The sequence below is a fragment of the Massilia pinisoli genome (genome assembly GCF_024753285.1).
GTDB classification, from domain to species: domain Bacteria; phylum Pseudomonadota; class Gammaproteobacteria; order Burkholderiales; family Burkholderiaceae_D; genus Telluria; species Telluria pinisoli.
Genome location: NZ_JANUGW010000001.1, coordinates 441,464 through 464,236, shown reverse-complemented (window position 1 = coordinate 464,236; position 22,773 = coordinate 441,464). Strand labels below are relative to the sequence as shown.

Here is a 22,773-nt window from a genome sequence, read left to right as displayed (position 1 = left end):
CATTGATTTTGCATGTCAGGCGGCTTTGCCGGTCCGAGCCCCAGGAGGAGACCGCCTCAAGCGTCCGTATGCAGGCTACCGCCTGCCCGTCGCGCGCACAATAATCAGGGACCGGGATCTATCTACATATCGATTGGAGAAAGCAGTGAGTCTTTTCAGAACCAAGAATCTCGACAACATGGTCGCAGCCTCCCGTACCCCGGGCGGGCTGAAGAAAGTGCTGGGGCCAACCGACCTCATCCTCATGGGCATCGGGGCGATCGTCGGCACCGGTATCTTTGTGCTGACCGGCACCGGCGCGTTGACGGCCGGTCCGGCGTTGACGCTGTCGTTCATCGTCGCCGCCATCGCCTGCGGCTTCGCGGCCATGTGCTACGCGGAGTTCGCGTCGACCGTGCCGATCGCCGGTTCGATCTACACCTACAGCTATGCTGTGCTGGGCGAACTCGTGGCCTGGATGATCGGCTGGGACTTGCTGCTCGAGTACGGACTCGCGACGTCGGCCGTGGCCGTCGGCTGGTCCGGCTATTTCCAATCGCTGCTGAGCGGCTTCGGCATCACGATCCCCGAAGCGCTGTCCGCCGCGCCGGGCGCGCTGCCGAACGTGCACACCGTCATGAACCTGCCCGCGGCGTGCATCATGCTCGTGCTGACGGCAATGCTGTCGTGGGGCGTGCGAGAATCCGCCCGCGTCAACAACGTCATGGTCGTCATCAAGATGATCGTCGTGCTGCTGTTCATTGCCGTCGGCGTCAAGCACGTCACGCCGGCCAACTGGCATCCGTTCGCACCGTTCGGCGCGTCGGGCGTCATGAGCGCCGCCGCCGTCGTGTTCTTCGCGTTCATCGGCTTCGATGCCGTGACGTCGGCCGCCGAGGAAGTCAAGCGTCCGGAACGCGACCTCCCGATCGGCATCATCGGTTCGCTGACGATCTGCACGATCCTGTACGTGATCGTCGCCGCCATCATGACGGGCATCGTCCCGTTCCAGATGTTCAAGGGCGTCGACCACCCCGTCTCGCTGGCGCTGCAGCACGCGGGCGAAAACTGGTTCGCCGGCTGGATCGACCTGGGCGCCATCCTCGGCATGACCACCGTGATCCTCGTGATGGCCTATGGCCAGACCCGCATCATCTTCGCGATGTCGCGCGACGGCCTGCTGCCGGCGAAGCTGTCGACCGTGCACCCGAAATTCGGCACCCCGTTCTTCGCCACGTGGGTGGTCGGCATCGTGTTCGGCTTCATCGCCGCGTTCGTGCCGCTGAACGTGCTGGCGGAACTCGTCAACATCGGCACCTTGGCCGCGTTCTGCCTCGTGTCGATCGCCGTGATCGTGCTGCGCAAGAAGCGTCCGGACCTGAAGCGCGCGTTCCGCTGCCCGGGCGTGCCGATCGTGCCGGGCATCGCCGTCGTGTTCTGCCTCGCGCTGATGTCGTTCCTGTCCGCGATCACGTGGATGGCCTTCGTCATCTGGCTCGTGCTGGGCCTGATCGTGTACTTCGGCTATGCGCGCGCCCGTTCGGCCCTGAACGGCGTCACCCAGTCGTAAGCGGTTCCCTCCGGACGGCGCCCGCCGTCCGGTCGCATGGCGGCGCTGCGGCGCCGCTCGTCGTTTACGATCGATATATTTTTTGTAATCCCTGTCCGACATCGTCGAGGGAATCGTACCGATTACGCCCGCAACGCCGGGTCCGCATAATCGGGGCAGCATCGTTACCAAAAGATTCTCATGACTTCCACGTTCGTCGATGACGGCCACGCATGCGCGGCGGCGCGCGCGGCCCGTCCCGCCCAGGTGCCCGCCGCCAAGGCGCTGTATTTTTCCTTGCTGGACAACCCCGCCGGCTGCCGCGCGTCTGCGTCCGCCTTCCTGCGGGCGCAGATCGAGGTGGCGCGCGCGGAACCGTGCGAGCTGCCGGACGCCGTCTGGCAGCTGCAAGGCTGGATCCAGGGCCGCGCCGAAGCCGTCGGCATCGCGTACCGCGAGTACCTGGCGGCGCGCAAGAACGGCGCCCCGCGCCGCTACTTCTCGAACAAGGCGCATGCGCTGTACTTCCTGAAGGGCGTCGCGCCGACGAAGCTCGTCGACGGCGCCTGGTTGTACGGCACCTTGGGACGCTGGAACCATCCCGACTTCCACCCGCTGATCAAGACCTATCTCGAAGAACTGGGCGACGGCGTGCCGGACAAGAATCACGTCACCCTGTACCGCCGCCTGCTCGCGACACACGGCTGCGAGCATTGGGAGACGCTCCCTGAAGACCATTTCGTGCAGGGCGCGATCCAGCTGGCGCTGGCCCATGAGGCCGACGCCTTCCTGCCGGAGGTCGTGGGCTACAACCTCGGCTACGAACAGCTGCCGCTGCACCTCCTGATCACGGCTTACGAATTGAACGAACTCGGGATCGACCCGTATTACTTCACCTTGCACGTCACGGTCGACAACGCGGGCAGCGGCCACGCGCACAAGGCCGTGCAGGCGTTGGCACACCTGATGGCGCAATCCGGCGATCCCGCCGCGTTCTTCGCGCGCGTGCTGGACGGCTACCGCCTGAACGATCTCGGTGCGTGCACGACGTCCGTCATCGGCGCCTTTGACCTGGAGGCGGAACTGGTCGAGATCCTCACCGCGAAGGCGGCCATCGGCAGGAACATGCATTCCGATTACTGCCGCGTGGCCGGCCGCTCCGTCAACGACTGGCTCGCGGATGCGACACAGATCCCCGCATTCCTCACGGCGCTGGAAGACGCGGGCTGGATCCAGCGCGGCGCAGACGTTGAGCACAGCCGCTTCTGGCGCCTGATCCAGGGCGAGCGTGCCGAGATGTTCGGCGTGTTTTCCAGCTACGAGCAGCAGGTGTTGCGCGACTGGATCATGACGCCCCGCGACGCCGGTGCGACGGCGCGCACGGACCGCGTGCTTAGCCACCGCGCGCGGCAGCGCGCGCTCGACAGCCTCACGCAGCATGCGCCCCGCAGCGGCTACCCGGAGCGGGGCCTGATCCGGCGCCGGCCCGCGGGCGCCGGTGGCGACACGGAACTGCACCAGCTGGAAGAGCGCGTGGCGAATGCGGCCGGCAAGGTTGAGGCGATGGCCATGCTGGCGCGCCTGATGTCGCCTTCCGTGCATCATACGGCGATCGGGCTGATGGCCACGCGGATGTATTCGCGCCTGCTCGACGCGTAGCAAGACCCAGCGGCGCGCCACCTGCGCGCGCCGCGATGACAAGCAACCCGTCCGAACGAGAGACTCCAGTGCACATACTCGAACAACGCTTCCTGCGCGGACCGAACATCCACGCCGCCACGCCCTGCATCCTGTCTGTGCTCGACCTGGACGATTTATATGGCGTCTCCACGCGCGACCTCCCGCATTTCAACGACGCCTTGCTGGACCTGCTGCCGTCGCTGGCCGACTACCTCGTGCCGACGGGACAGCCGGGCGGCTTCGCGCAGCGCCTGCGCGAAGGCACGTACCTGGCGCGCGTGATCGAGCACGTCACCCTGGGCCTGCAATGCCTGGCGGGCGCGCCGGCCGCATTCGGCCGCACGCGCCCCGTGACGGGCAGCCCCGGCCAGTACCGCATCGTCTGCGCCTATCTGCTGGAAAAGGTGGCGCAGCCGGCGTTCGCGCTCGCCGTGGACATCGTCGACGCGCTCGCGCACGGCCGTCCGTTCGACCTGGCGCCCCGGCTGGATGAATTGCGCGACCTCGCGGACCACTACGCCGTCGACGCGAACACGGCCGCCGTGCTCGTGGCCGCGCACGAGCGGAATATTCCCGTCCAGCGCATTACGGAAGATGCCAACCTGTTCCAGCTCGGATGGGGCGTGAAGCAGAAACGCATCCAGGCGACGCTCACGGGCGACACGGCCACAATCGCCGTTCGCATCGCCGGCGACCGCCAGCTCACGCGGCGGCTGCTGGACGAAGCGGGCATCCCCGTGCCGGCGGGCGAGACCGTCACGGCGGTCGACGAGGCGCTGCGCGTCGCCCGCAACCTGGGCACGCCCGTGACGGTGAAGCCCCTCGACGCGGAGCAGGCCGACGGCGTGACGGCCGCCTGCCGCACGGACGCCGAGATCGAGCACGCGTACGCGCACGCGCGCACGTTCGGCCGCCAAGTCGTCGTCGAGCGTCACGTCGAAGGCCAGCAATACCGCGTGCTCGTTGCCGGCCGCAAGGTCGTCGAGGCCACGCTGCGGCAGCGCACCGACGGCGCCGATGGCGACGTGACGGACCTGCTGCCGGAGTCCACGCGCCGCCTGTGCGTGCGCGCCGCCGCGAAAATCGGCCTCGACGTCGCCGGCATCGACATCGTGTGCCGCGACATCGCCGTCCCGTTGGCCGACCAGGGCGGCGCCATCGTCGGCGTGAGCGCGGCCCCCGCCATCGGCGCGTCGCGCGCCGCGGGCGACGCCATCGTCGACGGCTTGATGGGCGGCTCGGACGGGCGCATCCCCCTGATCGCGTGCACGGGCACGAACGGCAAGACGACCACCACGTTGCTGATGGCGCATGCGGTGCGCCTCGCCGGGCGCGTCACCGGCGTGACGTCGACGCATGGCGTCACCATCGCGGGCAAGGAAGTCACGAAGGGCGATTGCACGGGCTACTGGTCGGCGCGCACGGTGCTGGCGTCGCCGGACGTGGAATTCGCCATCCTTGAAACGGCGCGCGGCGGCATCCTCAAGCGGGGCCTCGCGTTCGACCGCTGCGACATCGGCATGGTGTTGAACGTGTCGCCCGACCACCTGGGCCTGGACGGCGTCGACACGATCGAAGACCTCGCGCAGGTGAAGGCCGTCGTGCCGCTGTCGGCCAGCCGCGCCGTCGTGCTGAACGCGGAAGACCCGCTGTGCGTGGCGATGGCGCGCCGCGTGCACCCGGACGTGGAGATCGTGTATTTCTCGATGGAGGCGGACAACCCCGTGCTGCTGCGCCATCTGGAAGAGGGCGGCCGCGCCGTCTACTTCCAGGATAATGCGATCGTCGTCGCCGACGCCACCTATCACCAGGAATTGCTGCGCGTGGAAGCGATGCCGATCGCGTTCGACGGGCGCGCGCGCTACAACATCGCGAACGGCCTGGCCGCCACGGCCGCACTGATGGCTGCGGGCATGTCGAACCTGCAGATCGCGACGGGGCTGTCGACGTTCGTCAGCGACGGCAAGACGAACCCGCTGCGCACCAATGTGTTCGATGTGCGCGGCGTGACCGTGATCGTCGACTACGCGCACAACCCCGCCGCGTACGCGGCACTGGCCGAGATGGCCCGCTCGCTGCTGCCCGGCCAGCTGGTGGGCATCGTGACGGCACCGGGCGACCGCCGCGACGAAGATCTCCTCGAGGTCGGGCGCGTGTGCGCGGGCCGCTTCGACGAGCTGGTCGTGTACGAATCGTCCAGCCGCGGGCGGGCGTATGGCGGGGCCGTCGACCTGATCCTGCAAGGCGCGGAAGACGTCGTCGGCAAGACGGACACCCTGCACCGCGAACTGGACGCGGGCGCCGCGATCCGCCTGGGCTTGTCGCTGTGCCGGCGCGGGGACGTGCTCGTGTTCGCGTGCGGCTCGTCGCTGGACGTGTTCGTGGAAGCGATCCGCGTGACCGATCCGGAAAGCGCCGCCCGGATCGCGGCGCAGGTCAGCTGACGGCGTCAGGCCGCGGTTGAAGCCCGCCCGAGCGGGAAGGTGCGGACGACGTAGCGCCACGGCACCGCGACGATCGGCAGCAGGACCCACGCGAAGGCGAACGTCATGCCTTCGGCCGGGGAGCCGGTCAGCCGATCGTGTGCCCACAGCGGGTACGCGACGACGACCAGCCAGATGATCTTGTAAAGGATCTCCAGCAGCAGGATCGGCAGCATCCGCACGGGCTGCAGGATGCCGAGCAGGCCGAACGACGCGAACGCGGCCCACACGCTCCAGGCCAGCGCATCGAATGGCGCCCAGTCGCCCTGGTGCGTGAGGAGGGTCGTCCAGGAATCCTTGCCGAGAAAGACGAGCATCAGTCCGTAGATCAGGCGCATCAGGTAGATGTTGATCGGCGCGATGCCGTCGTAACGGGCGGCGTTGCCCGTGAAGAGCGATTTGATCATGGCGTCACCTCGCTGCGCACGGCGTTCGTCCGGCGCGTCCACGCCGCCACGTCGACGCCCTTGATCAGCAGCCACAGACAGAACGTGCTCTCGCCGACCAGGGACGGCAGCAGGATGAACGGGAACAGCACGCTTTGCAGCGCGGGCGACAGGATCATGCTGAAGCTGTTGACGAGGTAGCACAGGCCCGCAAGCTGCATCAGGACGCCAATCGTGGCGGGGAAGAACCCGGAGCGGCGGATCAGGTGGCCGATCAACAGGCACTCCACGCCGAAGAAGATCAGCGCCAGGCCGAACGCGTGCGCATGGGCGACGACGGACTGGTAGGCCAGCACGTGCAGCAGGGCCGGATCGGCCGATTGCAGGTACGCGCCGCCCAGCAGCGGCGTGAGTACCGCGTGCAGGTGCAGGGCGCCCACGCTTTCCACCGCCAGCGACATGAACGCGAACGCGATCGCGAGCTGCGTGAGTCGCCTGTCGACGGGGCGCAGCAGCACATACCACAGTGCCGTGAGCCCGACCGCGCAGATCAGCAACACGTCTTCGCCCGCAATGCCGAGGCGCCAGAGGAATTGCGCGCCCAGGATGTGCTGCGCCGTCGCGTCGGGGTCGCCGTCCACGATCAGCCGTCCGCGGATCAGCGCTTCGCTCGCCAGGCCGATGACGATGATGATCAGGTAGAGCACGCCGGCCACGCGGGCATAGCGTTGGACAGGGGGCATGGCCGGCGCCGCCGGCAAATCCGGGCGGCGGCTCATCCGACGTCCTTCAGCATTTTCTCGACGGAGGCCAGCCGCACCTGCATGTCGGCGAGCGTGGACTGGATGGCCGCCAGCGCGGCAGCCGTCTCGGTGTGTGCGGCGCTGCGCAGCTTCGCCTGCTGCACGGTGGCGAAGGCGCGCATGCCGAATACGACGATGACTGTGCCGAAGACGGCGGCGAGTGTGATCAGATATACGTGCTCTTCCATGTTGTCCTCTAGTCGTTGTGGTCGTTGCCCAGGGATGCGGCCGCCGCGGCGATCAGGTCCGGCGTCAGCGCGTACTCGAAATCGGCGACCTCGATGTAGTTCAGGGCCTTGCCGTCGGCCGAGACTTCCATCCGGCTGACGACGAGGCCCGCGTCCTGCAACTTCTGCACGTGCAGATGCAGCAGCGGACGGCTGATGCCCAGTTCGCGCGCCAGCTGGCTGATGTAGTTGCGCCCGCCGACCCGCAACGCGGCAATGATGCGCAGCCGATGCGGATTGGACAGCGCCGCCAGCATCGCCAGCAGCTCGTCTCCGGTGAGATGTTTCGGCCGATCTTTCATGTGTCAACAATAGCTGACATGTGAAAACGAGTCAATACGCGCCTGGCGGGGAGCCAGGCCGTGTGTTTACCGTGATGCGTCACGGGAAGGCGCCTACACGGCCTCCGCCTCGATCCTGCTGGCCGTCGCCGGCGACGTGGGCCGGATCGCGTCCGTCAACTCCGTGATCGACGACCCGCACCCGAACACGAGGACGTCGCCCGGCGCGCAGCGCGCGAGTCCCGCGCGGATGGCCTCGTGCACGTCCAGCTCGACCCGCAGCCGGTCGGCCTCGAATTTGCCCAGGCCCGCGCCCTGCACGAGCAGCGCAGCCACTTCGCCGTCGGCGCGGCCGCGATTTTCCGTTTCGTACACGACGAGGTCGTCGAAGCCCGCCGCGCACGTCTCGCCGATGGCGACGAGGTCTTCGTCGCGGCGGTCGCCCGGCGCCGCGACGACGCCGACGAGGCGGCCCGGCGTCAGCGCGCGCGCCGCCTCGGCCAGCGCGGCGTAGGCGGCCGTGTTGTGGCCATGGTCGAAGATGACGGTCACGCCGTCGACGTCGAACACGTTCGAGCGCAGCGGGTTGTGCTTCCAGTCGGAGACGAACGTGCGCAGGCCCGTGGCGATCTCCTGGTTGGCGAACCCGCACGCGGCCAGCGCGGCGGCGGCGGCCAGGCCGTTGGCGATGTTGTAGCGCGCCGCGCCCTGCATGGTGCACGGCATCGTGCGCACGTCCAGCAGCGCGTCGTGGCGCGCGCCGTTCGCGAGCACGATCGTGCTGTCTTCCAGATAGGCGCCGCGGCCGCCCCGTTCCAGGTGCCGCAGCAGCACGGGATTGTCGGGGTCCAGCGCGAAGTACAGGATTTCCACGCTGCGCGCCAGCTCGGCGGACATCGCGACGCAATGGTCGTCCTCCGAGTTCAGGACGACGGTGCGGCGGGCGCGTTCGGCGATGACGAACTTGAGGCGCGCGAGGTCCTCGACCGTGTCGATGCCGTCGCTGCCCAGGTGGTCTGCCGTGACGTTCAGCACGACGGCGACGTCGCACCAGTCGAACGGGAGGCCGTGCTCGAGGAGGCTGCCGCGCGCCGTCTCCAGCACGGCGAAGTCGACGTCCGGCGCCGCGAGCACCGCGCGTGCCGAACGGTAGCCCGTGCAATCGCCCTTGACGATGCGTTCGCCGCCGATGTATGCGCCTTCGGTCGTCGTCACGCCCGACGAGAAGCCCGCCAGCCGCGCCGCGTGCGCGACCAGGAGGCTCGTCGTCGTCTTGCCGTTCGTGCCCGTCACGGCGACGACGGGGATGCGGCCGTCGTCGTCGCCGAACAGCGCGTCGACGATGGCGGCGCCGGCGTCGCGCGGCGCGCCGCGGCTCGGGTACTGGTGCATGCGGATGCCGGGCGCCGCGTTGACTTCGATGATGCCGCCATGCTGTGCGCACAGCGGCCGGGCGATGTCGTCGCAGACGATGTCGATGCCGGCGACGTCCAGGCCGATCGTGCGCGCGGCGCGGATGCAGATGTCGCGCGTGTCGGCCGGCAGCAGGTCCGTCACGTCTTCCGCCGTGCCGCCCGTCGACAGGTTGGCGTTGCCGCGCAGGTCGACCTGGCGGCCGGTCTCCGGCACTGCATCGAGGTCCAGGCCCTGTTGCGCCAGCACCTGCAGCGCGAGGTCGTCCAGCGGAATCTTCGTGAGGATGTTCGCGTGGCCGTCGCCGCGTGCGGGGTTGCTGTTCTCGACGTCCACGAGTGCGCGCACGGTGGAGACGCCGTCGCCCGTCACGTGCGGCGGGCGCCGCCACGACGCGGCCGCGATCTTGCGGCCCGTGACGAGCACGCGGTAGTCGCGGCCTTGCAGGTGTTCTTCGACGATGACGCGGTCGCCGTATTTGCGGGCGAAATCGAATGCGCGCGCGATTTCGTCTTGTGTCGCGCACGCGACCGTCACGCCCTTGCCCTGGTTCGCATCCAGGGGCTTGACGGTGACGGGCCCGCCGAGCCGGCGTGCCGTACGCAGCGCGGCATCCAGCGTGGTGACGGTGGCGCCGGCCGGTACGGGGACGCCGGCCTGGTCGAGCAGGGTCTTCGTCAGCTGCTTGTCGCTGGCGATGCCGACGGCGACGTGGTTCGTGGCACCCGTGATCGTGGCTTGCAGGCGTTTCTGGCGGCGTCCCCAGCCCAGCTGGAACAGGTTCGCTTCGTCCGTCAGGCGCAGGCTCGGGATGCCGCACCGGTGCGCGGCCGCCAGCACGGCCGCCGTGCTCGTGCCGATGGCGTGGCGGCGGGCCGTGTCGCGCAGGTCGGCCAACGCGGCGTCCAGGTCGAACGCTTCGTGATGGGCGCACGCGGCGATCAGCGCGGCCGCCGTGCAGAGCGCTTGCCCGGCCACCTGTTCGATCGTGTAGCCGCACACGATGCGGGCGCGCTGCGGGCGGGCGGGATCGATCCGCGTCAGGCTGAACGGCCCGGGTGCGCCGGCGAGTCGCTGCAATTCCATCGCGACGGCTTCGAGGGCTTCATGCCCGGCCTGGCAATCCGACATGCGGGCCGCCGCTTCGGCCGGCATCGCGGGCAGCAGCGCGAGCAGTCGCGCGCCGAGGCCGGCGGCATTCTGCTGGCCGGCGACGTCGACGACGGCCAGCAGGCAGGGCCCCGGTGCGTACAGGTTCGGGCCGTGCAGGAAGCGTTGTTCGGCGATGTTCATGAGATCGGATTCCGTTTCGTGATGTTTTCCAAAAACTCGAGCAGCGGGGGCGGGATGCGTCGGGCGTCGCGGTCGTCCGCGCCGGGCAGGCCGTAGCGGCTGCCGGCCGGGAGCAGGTGCAGGCGCACGTCGATCAGTTCCGGCGTGGCGTGGTCGGCGATCTCCGCCACGTTCGTCGACATCGCGCGACCGTCCACGATCGTGACGGCACCTTCGCCCACGACTTCGATCCCGACGCCCCGCTCGACGACGAGCGCCGTATCCTCGTCGATGCCGATACCCTGCAAATACGGGTTCTGCGCGACGACGGACAAGAGTCGCGAGAGCCGCTGGCGCTCGGAAAAATGCTGGTCGATGACGACCTTGTGCAGGAAGCCGAGGCCCGCGCCCAGGCTCACGGATCCCTTTTCGGGATGCAGCTCGGCGCGACCCTGCGCAAGCATGTGGCCGGACATCGCGGACGCGCCCGCGCTGGTGCCGCCGATGCACGCGCCGCGCAGCTTCAGCGCCGCGTGCATCTCGGCGTCCAGCGCCGTGCCGCCGATGATCGCGAGCAGACGCTTCTGGTCGCCGCCCGTCATGAAGATGCCGTCGGCATCGAGGACGTCGCGGATCAGGTCCTCGTCGTTGGCGTCGTGGCGGGTCATGAGGTGCAGGTGCACGTGGCGCGTGACGCCGAGGTCGCGGAACGCGCGGTCGTACGTCTCCCACATCCGGGCGCACACGGCGCTGGCCGCGGTGACGACGACGATCTTCGCGGACGGCCCGCCGCACAGTTCGACGAAGCGCTTGAGGATCGCCATGTCGCGCTCTTTGTCCTCGCCGCCGCCGATGATCACGAGGTGGCCGTGGCTGCTGGCCAGCTGGTCGGCTTGTGCGGCCTGCGCGGTCATGGCGTCACGATCCGCGCGTGCGGCATGTCCTGGTTGCTGAAGGATGCGGCGTCCGTGCGGCTGACGGCGATCAGGCCGACGGGCACCTTCGCGTCGAACAGGCCGACGCCGCGCGCCAGCGCCTGCGCGAGCGGCATGCCGTCCTCGATCCAGGCATAGACGGTGCGGGCCAGCAGGTGGCGCACGATCTGCTCGCCGATGCCCGTCGCCGCGACGGCGCCCGCCGGGCCGGCGTAGAAGCCGCTGCCGATGATCGGGGTGTCGCCCACGCGCCCCAGCAGCGACGGGGCCGAGCCACCTGTCGACAGCGCGACGGCGAAGTGGCCGTCGGGACCGCGCACGACGGCGCCGACCGTGTCGCAGGCGGCGTGCGCGGGCAGGTCGAGCGGGGTCTGGTAATTCCAGAAGCGCAGGAACGCCTTGGCTTCCGGAGCGATGCCGGGCATGGCGGGCACGCTGCCGGCCAGCTCACGCACGACCCTGGCGTGTGCCGCACGCTGGTGCGCCGAGATCGTCGTGTGGACCGGATGGCCGATGGCGGCGGCGAAGCGGCTCGCGCCTTCGCCGGCGAGCAGCCAATGGGGTGTCTCCGCGACAGCCCGCGCCAGCAGCACGGGATTCCTGACGCCTTGCACGCAGGCGACGGCACCGAGGCGGCCGCGCGTGTCCATGATGGAGGCGTCCATCTCGACGGTCGCGCCGTCGAGGCACAGCACGGACCCGCTGCCCGCGTTGAAGCGGCCGTCGTCTTCCATCGACGCGACGGCCGCGATGGCGGCTTCGAGCGCATCGGCGCTGATAGCCAATTCTTCGACGGCGCGCTGGGCCGCGCGCGCGCAACCATCGTCGTACGCGCGCGGGCTGCCGGCCCCGCCGTGCACGACGATGGCATATCCTGGTGTCACACTCATCTTGTTATTTTCTCCTTGCGATGCCTGCGCCGCGCGCGCCCATCCGGTCCGCGCCGGCCGATACCGCATTATGCAAAACGTAAAAAATTAGAAACATCGGTACCCTGGCCGTGTGGTTGTCGGACGCCGCTTACACGGCACAGCTTGGCGGCGGCATGTCTACTTGGGCCGTGAAACGGGTGGTTTCGGCCAGAATGTTTGAGGGGAGGAAACGGTGATGAGGGGCGCTAGCGCATCACGGACACGCCGCGCAATGCGTGGCGCAGCTCGCGCGCGACCTGGCGCCGGCGGGTGTCGTCCACGTAGCGTCCGATCTCGACTTTTACGCCGCGCGATTCCAGCTGGATGAGGGATGGATGCCGCTCGTCCGGCGCGACGACGCGCGTCCACAGCGGGTCGAGCCGCGTCAGCTCGCGGCGGTCGGCCTGCACGCGGGTAACGAGCAGCCCCGATTCGGACAGTGCGATGCGCTCGTGGTCCGTCGCGTGGCGCGCATAGATCAGGAGCGCCAGGCCGACGAGTGCCAGCTCGACCAAGGAAAACGCCAGGACGAGCCAGATCCCGTGCAGCAGGAAGCCGACGGCGACGGCGAGCGAACCGATGCAGAGAACCGCGTACGCGCGTGCGACCTGGCGCGGCGACAGCGAGCAGTTGCGTCGCAGGGTCCATTCGCGCGTCATGGCCGCTCCTTCGCGCCGGGCTGGCGCGCAGGGGCGGCTGCCCAGCTGGGCATCTTGGCTACCGCTCGTCGCTGTCGTGTCCTGTCCATGCCGGCGCCCGGAGTCTGCGGAAATGCGCGACCACTGGCCGAGTATCGCGCACCTCGGCGCGACAGGGCGCCACGGAGACGCGTGGTATGCATGAGACAAGCCGTAGCGGCGCCCGTCGCGTGGCCCTGCCGCAAGGGACGCCGCGCCCGGAATCTGGTAACATTCCGCCCCTTTTCATCGAAAGACTTCCATGGCGAACGCTTGCGGCGTCGATTTCGGCACGTCGAATTCCACCGTCGGCTGGGTGCGGCCCGGCCAACCCGTGCTGCTGACCCTCGAGGACGGCAAGCCGACGTTGCCGTCCGTCGTGTTCTTCAACGCGGACGATGACCAGGTCCGCTATGGCCGCGCCGCGCTGGCCGATTACCTGGAGGGTTACGACGGCCGGCTGATGCGTTCGCTGAAAAGCCTGCTGGGCACGCCGCTGATGGAAGGACAGACGGAAGTGGCGGGCCGCGCGTTGCCGTTCCGCCAACTGCTTGGCCACTTCATCGGCGAGGTCAAGCGCCGTGCCGAGCGCGAGGCGGGCCGCCCGTTCGAGCGCGCCGTGTTCGGGCGCCCCGTGTATTTCGTCGACGACGATCCGGACGCGGACCGCCTCGCCGAGGACACGCTCGCCGGCATCGCCCGTGCCGTGGGCTTTACGGACATCGGCTTCCAGTACGAGCCGATCGCCGCCGCGTTCGACTACGAATCGCGCATCGACCGCGAAGAGCTGGTCCTGATCGCCGACATCGGCGGCGGCACGTCCGACTTCTCGCTCGTGCGCCTGGGCCCCGCGCGCGCGGGCCGCGCGGACCGCCGCGACGACATCCTCGCGACCGGCGGCGTGCACATCGGCGGCACGGACTTCGACAAATACCTGAGCCTCGCCGCGGTGATGCCGCTGCTGGGCCATGGCAGCGCGCTGCTGTCCGGTGCCGCGGTGCCGTCGAGTTACTACTTCAACCTGGCGACGTGGCATACGATCAACCAGGCGTACACGCGCAAGAACATCGCGCAACTGGCCGACCTCGTGCGCGACGCGGCCGAGCCGGCCAAGCTCAAGCGCCTGCAACACCTGATCGACGAGCGCTCGGGACACTGGCTCGCCATGCGCGTGGAAGAGGCGAAGATCGGGCTGTCCGATGCGCCGGAAGTCGTGCTCGACCTCGACCGGCTCGCGCCGCCGGAGCGGCTGAGCGTGGGCCGCGACGTCTTCACGGCGTCGATCGGCGGCCTCGTCGACAGCGTCGGTGCGACCGTGCGCCGGCTGCTCGACGAGGCCGGCATTGCGCCGGAGGGCGTCGATACCGTGTTCTTCACGGGCGGTTCCAGCGGCGTCGCGAGCCTGCGCGAGCGCATCGCCGCCATCGTCCCGGACGCGCGCAAGGTCGAAGGCGACCTGTTCGGCAGCATCGGCGCGGGACTCGCGATCGATGCCGCTCGCAAATTCGGCTGAAACCCGTCTTTACTCATCTGAAAGGCAGTACCGTGTTCGAACGCCCCATCGTCATGCTCGACTTCGAGACCACCGGCCTGTCGCCCGACGCCGGCGACCGCATCACGGAAGTGGCGGCGCTGCGCATCGCGGACGGACGCATCGTCGAGCGCTATGTGTCGCTCGTGAATTGCGGTGTGCGCGTGCCGTCGTTCATCACGCAGCTGACGGGCATCACGCAGGCGATGGTCGACGGCGCGCCGCCGTCCGACGAGGTCGTGCCCGCGCTGATCGACTTCATCGGCGACGACGTGCTGGCCGCGCACAACGCCAGTTTCGACGAGAAGTTCCTCAAGGCCGAGGGCGCGCTTCTGGGGCACACGTGCCGACACGGCGGGCTCGTGTGCTCGCTGAAACTGTCGCGCCGCGTGTTCCCGGGCCAGTCCAGCTACAAACTGGGACAGCTGGCGCGCACCCTCCGTATCGCCTTCAGCGGCCGCGCCCACCGTGCGGAGGCCGACGCGGAAGTCGCGGCCCAGTTGCTGCTCCACATCGGTCGGCACCTGGACGACGCGTATGGCCTGGGCGGTGTCGATCCCGCGCTGCTCGTGTCGCTCAACCGCGTGGCGGCCGCCAAGCTCGAGGCGTTCATGGCTGCCTACGCGGCCGGCCGGCGCGTGCCGGCCTGACGGCGCCCGCCGTCCACTCGTTTCCCCCACGCAGCTCGTGTCGTCGCGTGCGCGCGGCCGCTTCGGCTGAGGCGTCGCACCGGCGTCGCGCCGGTGCCTTTTTGCGTTCGTCCATCCCCCAGACGTTGGCGCACCTCAAATCCGTGATGCATCGCATCATTACACTTTTGCCAATTCTTTGACCCGTCCGGGAGCAACGCATGCAAATCGACAAGTCGGTACCGCGCGCGGGCGCGTTCGCCTGGTTCGCGCGCGCGGCGGCCCGCGACAACCCCTACGCGCAGTTCAACCTCGGCATGATGTACAAGGACGGCGACGGCACCGCGCAGGACGAGGCCGCGGCCTGCCGCTGGCTGGAACGGGCTGCGCGCCAGTACCTCGCGTTCGCGCAGAACCACCTGGGCGCCATGTATTTCCAGGGCCGGGGCGTCGCGCAGTGCGACCGGACGGCCGCCTACTGGTTCGGCCGCGCCGCCGCGCAAGGCGACGCGTCGGCACAGCAGAACCTCGGCGACCTGTACCTGGCCGGACGGGGCGTCGAGCGCGATGCGGGCGAGGCCGTCGCGTGGTACTACAAGGCGGCCGAGCAGGACCTGGCAAGCGCCCAGCGCATGCTTGGCACGTGCTACCTGGACGGCGCCGGCGTCGCGTGCAGCCACCCGCTCGCGCTGGCGTGGTTCCGCAAGGCCGCGTTGCTGGGCGACGCCGAGGCCGAAGTCAGCCTGGGGCTGATGGTCCGCCGGGGCCAGGGCGTGGCGGCCAGCGAGGCAGAGGCGTTGTGCTGGTTCCGGCGCGCGGCCGCGCGCGGCCATGCGCCTGCGCAGCGGCTGCTGGGCCTGGCCTATCTGGCCGGGCTCGGGACGCCGTCCGATGCGGTGGGCGCACGCGCCTGGCTCGAATGCGCGGCGGAACAGGGCGACGCGGAAGCGCAGCTCAGCCTCGCCCGGTTGTGCGGCGACGGCGGCACCGGGCCGGCGTTGTACTGGTACCGGCGCGCGGCGGAGCAGGGGGTGGCGAAGGCGCAGTTCACGCTCGGGGTGATCCATGCGAACGGGCAGGGCGTGCCGCGCGACGACGCGCTGGCCGCCGCGTGGTATCGCCGTGCGGCCGAGCAGGGCGACGCGAGCGCCCAGAACAACCTCGGCGCGATGTATGCGAACGGCGCCGGCGTCCCGCAGGACGATGCGCTGGCCGTGCACTGGTACCGCCTCGCCGCCGGCCAGGGGCATGCGCTGGCCCAGTACAACCTGGGCACGATGGTCGGCAGCGGACGCGGTGTCGCGCGCGATGCCGTACGGTCGTATCTGTGGATGCTGCTCGCTGCCGACGCCGGCGATGAGGCCGCGGCTGCAGGCAAGGCCGGTGTCGGCCGGCACCTGGGGCGCGGGCAGACTGGCGCCGGCATCGATCGGCGCCGGCAGTGGCAGCGGGTTCGGCTGTACGCGGGGCCGGAGCGCCGCGCCGCGTGATGTCGGCCATGGTTGGCGATAAGCCGTCGTGATGGGGCACGCAGCCACGCGTGATATCGCGCTGCCGGGACATCACTAACGTGTATGGCGGCGATCGGAAATGGGAATTGGATTGATATCTGGCGTCGACGTACACTGTCTTCATCACTGAACGACATGAATGATGGAGCCGATATGAACGCCTACACTACGATCTCCGCCCGCCGCACGACCGGCAGCGCGCTGGGCCGTCTGTTCCGCGCGATCCGCACGGAAGCTCGCCGCGCGCTCGAACTGGTCGGTGCCTCGTACCGGAGCGGCCCGCTGACGCCGCGCTGAGCACCCGCCGGAACCTCACGACGACCCCTGCCGCGCGCAGGGGTTTTTGTTTTGTCAACGGTGCACGACCACCAGCAGCGCCTTCGCTTCCGTCTTGCCGGCATTCCGGATGGCATGGTTCTGGTCGGCCGGATAGCGCGCCGTCGCGCCGTGCTTGATTTTTCGCTTCTCGGCCCCGACCTCCAGTTCAACCGTCCCGGTGACCACGGTCAAGTGCTCGGTGGTACCCGGATCGTGGGCCTGCGACGCCAGTTCGCCACCCGGCTGCAAGGTCAGCTCATACCATTCATACTTGCCAGCAAGGTCCATCGGTCCGAGGATGCGCAGCGAATACCCCGCGTGGTTGCCGGGCAGGGTCGGGATTTCGTGGGCGTCGACGACACGGATGAGGTCGACCGCGCGCACTTCGGACGACAGCAGTTCGCCGATCTGCACGCCGAGCGCATTGGCCAGACGCCACGTGATGGCGATCGTGGGGTTGGCCTTTTCCCGTTCGATCTGCGACAGCATCGATTTCGACACGCCCGCGATGCGCGACAGGTCTTCCAGGGTGAGGCCGCGCGCGAGGCGCAGCCGCTGCAGGGTGGCCCCGACTTCGGGCGGGGCGCTGGTGGTGACTGCTTTGTTCATGGACCTTGCTTGCCAAGTTCAATGGCTGGGGGTAAGATTCAATATATTGAATTTTTGTTCGAAATATAGAACACGTTCCATACATCGAACGCACCGCCACTATACCATTCGCCAACCACAAGGACGAGAACGATGAGCGACCCAGCATTCTATAGCGACCTGCAGCAGAAACTCGACACGCTGAAGACCGAAGGCCTGTTCAAGCCCGAGCGGGTGCTCGCTTCGCGCCAGGGCGCCGAAGTGGTGGCGGATGACGGCCGCACGCTCATCAATATGTGCGCCAACAATTACCTGGGTCTGTCGGGCGACCTGGAGACGCAGAAGGCCGCCGAGGCCGCGCTGCAGAAATACGGCTATGGCCTGTCGTCGGTGCGCTTCATCTGCGGCACGCAGACCGTGCACAAGGAATTGGAGAAGAAGCTGTCCGCATTCCTCGGCACGGACGACACGATCCTGTACGCGGCCGCATTCGACGCCAACGGCGGCGTGTTCGAACCGCTGTTCGACGAGAACGACGCCATCATCTCCGACGCGCTGAACCACGCATCGATCATCGACGGCGTCCGCCTGTGCAAGGCGGCGCGCTACCGTTACGCGAACAACGACATGGCCGACCTGGAACAGCAGCTGCAGGCCGCGACGAGCGCCGGCAAGCGCCACAAGATCATCGTCACGGACGGCGTGTTCTCGATGGACGGCACGATCGCGCAACTGGACAAGATCGTCGCGCTGGCCGCGAAATACGGGGCGCTGACGATGATCGACGAATCGCACGCCTCCGGCTTCATGGGCAAGACGGGCCGCGGCACGCACGAGCACTGCGGCGTCATCGGCAAGATCGACATCATCACGGGCACGCTCGGCAAGGCGCTGGGCGGCGCGATGGGCGGTTTCACGTCCGGCCGCAAGGAAGTCATCGAGACCTTGCGCCAGAAGTCGCGGCCGTACCTGTTCTCGAACACCTTGGCGCCGATGATTGCCGGGGCATCGCTCGCGGTGCTGGACCGTATCGGCAAGTCGACCGAACTGCGCGACCGGCTGCACGAGAACACGGCATACTTCCGGCGCGAGATCGAGCGCATCGGCTTCACCATCAAGCCGGGCACGCACCCGGTCGTGCCGGTGATGCTGTTCGACGCGCCCGTCGCGCAGAAATTCGCGGCGCGCATGTTCGAGCTGGGCGTGCTGCTGTCGGGTTTCTTCTACCCGGTGGTGCCGATGGGCCAGGCGCGCGTGCGCGTGCAACTGTCGGCCGCGCACACCCGCGAACAGCTGGACAAGGTGCTGGGTGCCTTCGAACAGGCCGGGCGCGAGCTGGGCATCATCAAGACTGCCTGATCGCGGCGCTCGACAAATCGACCGGTCGCCGCCCACGAAGCGAAGCACCGGAACAGGCTCACGAAGCCGGAAAGAACAAGGTAGAACATGGAACGCATCCTCATCATCGGCGCCAACGGCCAGATCGGCAGTGAACTGGTGACCGCTCTCGCGCAGCAGCACGGCGCCGCGAACGTGATCGCGGCGGACATCGGCGTCGACAACCTGTACGGCGCCACGCGCTATGTGCGCCTCGACGTGCTCGACAAGGACGCGGTGGCACGCCTGGTCGCAAGCGAAGACGTCACGCAAATCTACCAGCTGGCCGCGCTGCTGTCCGCCACGGGCGAGAAGGCGCCTTTGAGGGCATGGACCTTGAACATGGACGGCCTGCTTAACATCCTCGAGATCGCGCGCGAGCGCGGCGACGCGGGCAAGCCGTTGAAAGTGTTCTGGCCGTCGTCGATCGCCGCGTTCGGCCCGAACACGCCGAGCGAAGCCACGCCGCAGTACACGATCATGGACCCGACGTCGATCTACGGCATCAGCAAGCTCGCGGGCGAGCGCCTGTGCGAGTACTACCACGCGAAGTACGGCGTGGACGTGCGCAGCATCCGCTACCCGGGCATCATCAGCTACAAGTCGCCGCCGGGCGGCGGCACGACCGATTACGCGATTGCGATTTTCCACGCGGCGCTGCGCGGCGAAACGTACGAATGCTTCCTCGGCCCGGAAACGACGCTGCCGATGATCTACATGCCGGACGCGATCCGCGCCACGATCGAATTGATGGACGCGCCGGCGGAGCAAGTCGTCATCCGCTCGTCGTACAACGTGGCCGGCGTGTCGTTCAACCCGCGCGAGCTGGCCGCCGCCATCCAGGCGAAGCTCCCCGCGTTCCGCATCGCGTACAAGCCGGACAGCCGCCAGCAGATCGCCGACTCCTGGCCTAAGAGCCTGGATGACAGCCGCGCCACCGCCGACTGGGGCTGGAAGGCACGCGTCGGCATCGAGGCGATGGTCGACGACATGCTCGCCAACGTCGACGTGGGAATGAGCAAGGCGGCCTGACCGCCATCCGATTGCTGCGGCCGCCACGAGCGGCCGCGCGTCCACACAAAGGGGCGGCGTCCACGAGGCGCGAACAGCCCCGGTCACGATAACAGGAGACAGCTCATGGACATGAGCGTATTTGACCTTTTCAAGATCGGCATCGGCCCATCGAGTTCGCACACCGTGGGCCCGATGGTCGCGGCGCGCCGCTTCCTCATCGAGTGCGGCCCGCTCGACGACGTCGTGGGCGTGGAAGCCCACCTGTACGGCTCGCTCGCATTGACGGGCGTGGGCCATGCGACCGACAAGGCCGTCATCCTCGGCCTGATGGGCGAGACGCCGCAGGATGTCGACCCGGACACCGTCGAGGACAAGCTCGCCGAGGCGGAACTGGACGGCGTGCTGAACCTGCTGGGCACGAAGCCCGTGCCGTTTGCGCGCAGCACGGGCCTCGTGTGGCACAAGCAGTCCACGTTGCCCGAGCACCCGAACGGCATGCGCTTCGTGCTGAAGCTGGCGGACGGCAGCGTCATCGAGCGCATTTATTATTCGGTCGGCGGCGGCTTCATCACGGCGCCCGGCGAGACGCAGGCGGCGCGCGAGACGGTCGCGGTGCCGTTCCCGTTCAATACGATGCGCGAGCTGCTCGATCAAGGGGGCCGTGACGGCTTGACGATCCCCGCCATGCTGCGCGCGAACGAGCGGGCGCGCATGACGGACGTGGAGCTGGATGCGGGCCTGGACCGCATCTGGGACGTGATGCGCGGCTGTATCGCGCACGGCCTCGTCACGGAAGGCGAGTTGCCGGGCGGGTTGAACGTCAAGCGCCGCGCCGCGAAGCTGTGGCGCCAGGAACACCAGGCGCGCGACGCGACGAACCACCTGCCGCACGATGCCGTCAACCAGGTCAGCCTGTACGCGATGGCCGTCAACGAAGAGAACGCGGCCGGCGGGCGCGTCGTCACGGCGCCGACGAACGGCGCGGCGGGCATCATCCCGGCCGTGCTGCGCTACTACGCCGAGGATTGCCGCCCGAGCGACGCGCGCCGCGGCATCCACGACTTCCTGCTGACGGCGGCCGCGATCGGCATGCTGTGCAAGAAGAACGCATCGATTTCCGGCGCCGAGATCGGGTGCCAGGGCGAAGTCGGCGTCGCGTGCGGGATGGCGGCGGCGGGCCTCGTGGCGGCGCTGGGCGGCTCCAACGGCCAGATTGAAAACGCGGCCGAGATCGGCATCGAGCACCATCTCGGGATGACGTGCGACCCGATCGGCGGGCTCGTGCAGATCCCGTGCATCGAGCGCAACGGCATGGGCGCCATCAAGGCCATCACGGCGGCGTCGCTGGCGCTGAAAGGCGACGGCACGCACTTCGTCAGCCTGGACGACGTCATCGAGACGATGCGCCAGACCGGGTTCGACATGCAGGCCAAGTACAAGGAAACGTCGCTCGGTGGCCTGGCCGTGCACGTGGTGACGGTGAACCATGCCGCGTGCTGAGCGGATGGCGGCGGTGGGCGGAGGACCGCCCACCCTACGATATTCGCCGGCCGCTACCGCATGTTGCCGTAGGGTGGGCACCCCGTGCCCACCAAACGCCAATTGCATCGATTTGATACGAATTTGGTGAACAATATTCGGTAAAAAGACAATATTGCTCGGTCCAGACTATAATAATTGTTCAACGCCTGCCAACCCCGATCTTTTCTACCGTATGCAATATGTGTCCACCCGCGCGACGAGCGCGTCCGCAGCACGTAATCCCCACAACTTTTCCGACATTCTGCTGGGCGGCCTCGCGCCGGACGGCGGGCTGTACCTGCCCGAACAGTATCCGCAGGTGACGGGCGCCGAGCTCGACGCCTGGCGCTCGCTGTCGTACGCGGAACTCGCCTACGAAATCCTGCGCAAGTTCGCCACCGACGTCCCGGATGCCGACCTGAAGGCGCTGACGGCGAAGACGTACACGGCCGACGTGTACAAGAACGCGCGCGCCGACGAATCAGCGACCCAGATCACGCCGCTGCGCGTGCTGGAACAGAGCCCGGAACGCACGCTGATCCTGCAAGGCCTGTCGAACGGCCCGACGCTGGCGTTCAAGGACATGGCGATGCAGTTGCTGGGCAACCTGTTCGAATACGCGCTGGCGAAGAACGGCGACGAGTTGAACATCTTCGGCGCCACGTCGGGCGACACGGGGAGCGCGGCGGAATACGCGATGCGCGGCAAGCGCGGCATCCGCGTGTTCATGCTGTCGCCGCACAAGAAGATGAGCGCGTTCCAGACGGCGCAGATGTTCAGCCTGCAGGACCCGAACATCTTCAACATCGCCGTCGAAGGCGTGTTCGACGATTGCCAGGACATGGTGAAGGCCGTCTCGAACGACCTCGAATTCAAGGTCCGGCACAAGATCGGCACCGTCAACTCGATCAACTGGGCGCGCGTCGTGGCGCAGGTCGTGTACTACTTCCGCGGCTATCTGGCGGCGACGACGTCGAACGATCAGAAGGTGTCGTTCACGGTCCCGTCGGGCAATTTCGGCAATATCTGCGCGGGCCACATCGCACGCATGATGGGCCTGCCGATCGCGAAGCTCGTCGTCGCGACGAACGAAAACAACGTGCTGGACGAATTCTTCCGCACGGGCGTGTACCGCGTCCGCAAATCGTCCGAGACGTACCACACGTCGAGCCCGTCGATGGACATCTCGAAGGCATCGAACTTCGAGCGCTTCGTGTACGACCTCGTCGGCCGCGACGCGGACCGCACGCATGCGCTGTTCCGCAAGGTCGACACGCACGGCGGCTTCGACCTGTCCGGCGGGCCGGGCAGCGACGGCGACGAATTCAAGCTGGTCGCGAAGTACGGCTTCCAGTCCGGCTGCTCGACGCACGCGGACCGCCTCGCGACGATCCGCGACGTGTTCGACGACTACGGCATCACCATCGACACGCACACGGCCGACGGCATCAAGGTCGCGCGCGAGCACGTCGAACCGGGCGTGCCGATGATCGTGCTGGAGACAGCGCTCGCTGCCAAGTTCAACGAGACGATCCTGGAAGCGCTGGGCACCGACGCCGCGCGTCCGGCCGGCTTCGAGAACATCGAGGCCCTGCCGCAGCGCTTCGTCGTGATGCACGCGAACGTGGCCGAGATGAAGGAATTCATCGCGGCGCACACGGGACTCGCAAAGTGAATCCGCAGTTGCC

At 68.1% G+C, this 22,773-nt stretch carries 20 protein-coding genes; 11 read left to right on the top strand and 9 right to left on the bottom strand.

Going from position 1 to position 22,773, the window contains the following annotated elements; all coding sequences use genetic code 11:
* Window positions 1-145: 145 nt before the first annotated feature.
* From bcaP to NX784_RS01960, 3 genes are all read left to right on the top strand, one after another.
* On the top strand, window positions 146-1,549 hold the full coding sequence (gene bcaP / locus NX784_RS01970; RefSeq protein WP_370662900.1) for a branched-chain amino acid transporter BcaP: 1,404 nt from the start codon (window positions 146-148) through the stop codon (window positions 1,547-1,549).
* 180 nt (window positions 1,550-1,729) lie between these two features.
* Complete coding sequence (locus tag NX784_RS01965) at window positions 1,730-3,187, top strand: iron-containing redox enzyme family protein (protein WP_258815013.1); 1,458 nt, start codon at window positions 1,730-1,732, stop codon at window positions 3,185-3,187.
* Window positions 3,188-3,255: 68 nt separating this feature from the next.
* Window positions 3,256-5,652 (top strand): cyanophycin synthetase family protein, encoded by a 2,397-nt coding sequence (locus NX784_RS01960; RefSeq protein ID WP_258815012.1) that lies wholly within the window; start codon window positions 3,256-3,258, stop codon window positions 5,650-5,652.
* A gap of 5 nt (window positions 5,653-5,657) precedes the next feature.
* Here the strand turns inward: NX784_RS01960 and NX784_RS01955 are convergent, their stop codons facing one another.
* The 8 genes from NX784_RS01955 to NX784_RS01920 form a co-directional block, all read right to left on the bottom strand.
* On the bottom strand, window positions 5,658-6,098 hold the full coding sequence (locus tag NX784_RS01955; protein WP_258815011.1) for a hypothetical protein: 441 nt from the start codon (window positions 6,096-6,098) through the stop codon (window positions 5,658-5,660).
* Entirely contained in the window at window positions 6,095-6,820 is a 726-nt protein-coding gene (locus NX784_RS01950) for a DUF4386 domain-containing protein (protein ID WP_258815010.1), read from the bottom strand. The genes NX784_RS01955 and NX784_RS01950 overlap by 4 nt, the downstream gene beginning before the upstream one ends.
* 32 nt (window positions 6,821-6,852) lie before the next feature.
* Window positions 6,853-7,068 (bottom strand): hypothetical protein, encoded by a 216-nt coding sequence (locus NX784_RS01945; protein ID WP_258815009.1) that lies wholly within the window; start codon window positions 7,066-7,068, stop codon window positions 6,853-6,855.
* Window positions 7,069-7,076: 8 nt separating this feature from the next.
* Window positions 7,077-7,409 (bottom strand): ArsR/SmtB family transcription factor, encoded by a 333-nt coding sequence (locus tag NX784_RS01940; protein ID WP_258815008.1) that lies wholly within the window; start codon window positions 7,407-7,409, stop codon window positions 7,077-7,079.
* Window positions 7,410-7,502: 93 nt separating this feature from the next.
* A complete protein-coding gene (gene cphA / locus NX784_RS01935) occupies window positions 7,503-10,094 on the bottom strand; it encodes a cyanophycin synthetase (RefSeq protein WP_258815007.1) in 2,592 nt (863 codons plus the stop codon).
* On the bottom strand, window positions 10,091-10,987 hold the full coding sequence (locus tag NX784_RS01930; RefSeq protein WP_258815006.1) for a cyanophycinase: 897 nt from the start codon (window positions 10,985-10,987) through the stop codon (window positions 10,091-10,093). Before NX784_RS01930 ends, cphA begins: the two co-directional genes overlap by 4 nt.
* Complete coding sequence (locus NX784_RS01925; protein ID WP_258815005.1) at window positions 10,984-11,898, bottom strand: isoaspartyl peptidase/L-asparaginase; 915 nt, start codon at window positions 11,896-11,898, stop codon at window positions 10,984-10,986. Before NX784_RS01925 ends, NX784_RS01930 begins: the two co-directional genes overlap by 4 nt.
* A 227-nt stretch (window positions 11,899-12,125) precedes the next feature.
* Window positions 12,126-12,578 carry a DUF2244 domain-containing protein gene (locus NX784_RS01920; RefSeq protein ID WP_258815004.1) on the bottom strand — a complete coding sequence of 151 codons (453 nt, stop codon included), beginning with the start codon at window positions 12,576-12,578 and terminating at the stop codon, window positions 12,126-12,128.
* A gap of 280 nt (window positions 12,579-12,858) precedes the next feature.
* Between NX784_RS01920 and NX784_RS01915 the strand changes: the two genes are divergently transcribed.
* From NX784_RS01915 to NX784_RS01900, 4 genes are all read left to right on the top strand, one after another.
* A complete protein-coding gene (locus NX784_RS01915) occupies window positions 12,859-14,109 on the top strand; it encodes an Hsp70 family protein (protein WP_258815003.1) in 1,251 nt (416 codons plus the stop codon).
* Window positions 14,110-14,141: 32 nt separating this feature from the next.
* Window positions 14,142-14,777, top strand: a complete 636-nt coding sequence (locus NX784_RS01910; RefSeq protein WP_258815002.1) for a 3'-5' exonuclease — start codon at window positions 14,142-14,144, stop codon at window positions 14,775-14,777.
* A gap of 200 nt (window positions 14,778-14,977) precedes the next feature.
* Window positions 14,978-16,246: a tetratricopeptide repeat protein gene (locus NX784_RS01905; RefSeq protein WP_258815001.1), complete on the top strand. Its 1,269-nt coding sequence runs from the start codon at window positions 14,978-14,980 to the stop codon at window positions 16,244-16,246.
* A 174-nt stretch (window positions 16,247-16,420) separates the two neighbouring features.
* A complete protein-coding gene (locus NX784_RS01900) occupies window positions 16,421-16,564 on the top strand; it encodes a hypothetical protein (RefSeq protein ID WP_258815000.1) in 144 nt (47 codons plus the stop codon).
* 54 nt (window positions 16,565-16,618) lie between these two features.
* On the opposite strand, the gene NX784_RS01895 is transcribed toward NX784_RS01900, so the two are convergent.
* A complete protein-coding gene (locus tag NX784_RS01895; RefSeq protein ID WP_258814999.1) occupies window positions 16,619-17,194 on the bottom strand; it encodes a helix-turn-helix domain-containing protein in 576 nt (191 codons plus the stop codon).
* Window positions 17,195-17,326: 132 nt separating this feature from the next.
* Here NX784_RS01895 and NX784_RS01890 point away from each other — a divergent pair, with 132 nt between their 5' ends.
* From NX784_RS01890 to thrC, 4 genes are all read left to right on the top strand, one after another.
* A complete protein-coding gene (locus NX784_RS01890) occupies window positions 17,327-18,532 on the top strand; it encodes a glycine C-acetyltransferase (RefSeq protein WP_258814998.1) in 1,206 nt (401 codons plus the stop codon).
* An 87-nt stretch (window positions 18,533-18,619) separates the two neighbouring features.
* Window positions 18,620-19,582, top strand: a complete 963-nt coding sequence (locus NX784_RS01885) for an NAD-dependent epimerase/dehydratase family protein (RefSeq protein WP_258814997.1) — start codon at window positions 18,620-18,622, stop codon at window positions 19,580-19,582.
* A 105-nt stretch (window positions 19,583-19,687) separates the two neighbouring features.
* Complete coding sequence (locus tag NX784_RS01880; RefSeq protein ID WP_258814996.1) at window positions 19,688-21,064, top strand: L-serine ammonia-lyase; 1,377 nt, start codon at window positions 19,688-19,690, stop codon at window positions 21,062-21,064.
* 214 nt (window positions 21,065-21,278) lie between these two features.
* Entirely contained in the window at window positions 21,279-22,760 is a 1,482-nt protein-coding gene (thrC, locus tag NX784_RS01875) for a threonine synthase (protein WP_258814995.1), read from the top strand.
* Window positions 22,761-22,773 lie beyond the last annotated feature (13 nt).

Excerpts from the sequence above, each read along its gene's own strand:
- NX784_RS01925 (WP_258815005.1), bottom strand. The coding sequence starts at position 11,898 with ATGAGTGTGACACCAGGATATGCCATCGTCGTGCACGGCGGGGCCGGC.
- NX784_RS01895 (WP_258814999.1), bottom strand. The coding sequence starts at position 17,194 with ATGAACAAAGCAGTCACCACCAGCGCCCCGCCCGAAGTCGGGGCCACC.
- cphA (WP_258815007.1), bottom strand. The coding sequence starts at position 10,094 with ATGAACATCGCCGAACAACGCTTCCTGCACGGCCCGAACCTGTACGCA.
- NX784_RS01900 (WP_258815000.1), top strand. The coding sequence starts at position 16,421 with ATGAACGCCTACACTACGATCTCCGCCCGCCGCACGACCGGCAGCGCG.
- NX784_RS01920 (WP_258815004.1), bottom strand. The coding sequence starts at position 12,578 with ATGACGCGCGAATGGACCCTGCGACGCAACTGCTCGCTGTCGCCGCGC.
- NX784_RS01965 (WP_258815013.1), top strand. The coding sequence starts at position 1,730 with ATGACTTCCACGTTCGTCGATGACGGCCACGCATGCGCGGCGGCGCGC.
- NX784_RS01955 (WP_258815011.1), bottom strand. The coding sequence starts at position 6,098 with ATGATCAAATCGCTCTTCACGGGCAACGCCGCCCGTTACGACGGCATC.
- thrC (WP_258814995.1), top strand. The coding sequence starts at position 21,279 with ATGCAATATGTGTCCACCCGCGCGACGAGCGCGTCCGCAGCACGTAAT.
- NX784_RS01905 (WP_258815001.1), top strand. The coding sequence starts at position 14,978 with ATGCAAATCGACAAGTCGGTACCGCGCGCGGGCGCGTTCGCCTGGTTC.
- NX784_RS01945 (WP_258815009.1), bottom strand. The coding sequence starts at position 7,068 with ATGGAAGAGCACGTATATCTGATCACACTCGCCGCCGTCTTCGGCACA.
- NX784_RS01940 (WP_258815008.1), bottom strand. The coding sequence starts at position 7,409 with ATGAAAGATCGGCCGAAACATCTCACCGGAGACGAGCTGCTGGCGATG.
- NX784_RS01880 (WP_258814996.1), top strand. The coding sequence starts at position 19,688 with ATGGACATGAGCGTATTTGACCTTTTCAAGATCGGCATCGGCCCATCG.
- NX784_RS01930 (WP_258815006.1), bottom strand. The coding sequence starts at position 10,987 with ATGACCGCGCAGGCCGCACAAGCCGACCAGCTGGCCAGCAGCCACGGC.
- NX784_RS01885 (WP_258814997.1), top strand. The coding sequence starts at position 18,620 with ATGGAACGCATCCTCATCATCGGCGCCAACGGCCAGATCGGCAGTGAA.
- NX784_RS01915 (WP_258815003.1), top strand. The coding sequence starts at position 12,859 with ATGGCGAACGCTTGCGGCGTCGATTTCGGCACGTCGAATTCCACCGTC.
- NX784_RS01950 (WP_258815010.1), bottom strand. The coding sequence starts at position 6,820 with ATGCCCCCTGTCCAACGCTATGCCCGCGTGGCCGGCGTGCTCTACCTG.
- NX784_RS01890 (WP_258814998.1), top strand. The coding sequence starts at position 17,327 with ATGAGCGACCCAGCATTCTATAGCGACCTGCAGCAGAAACTCGACACG.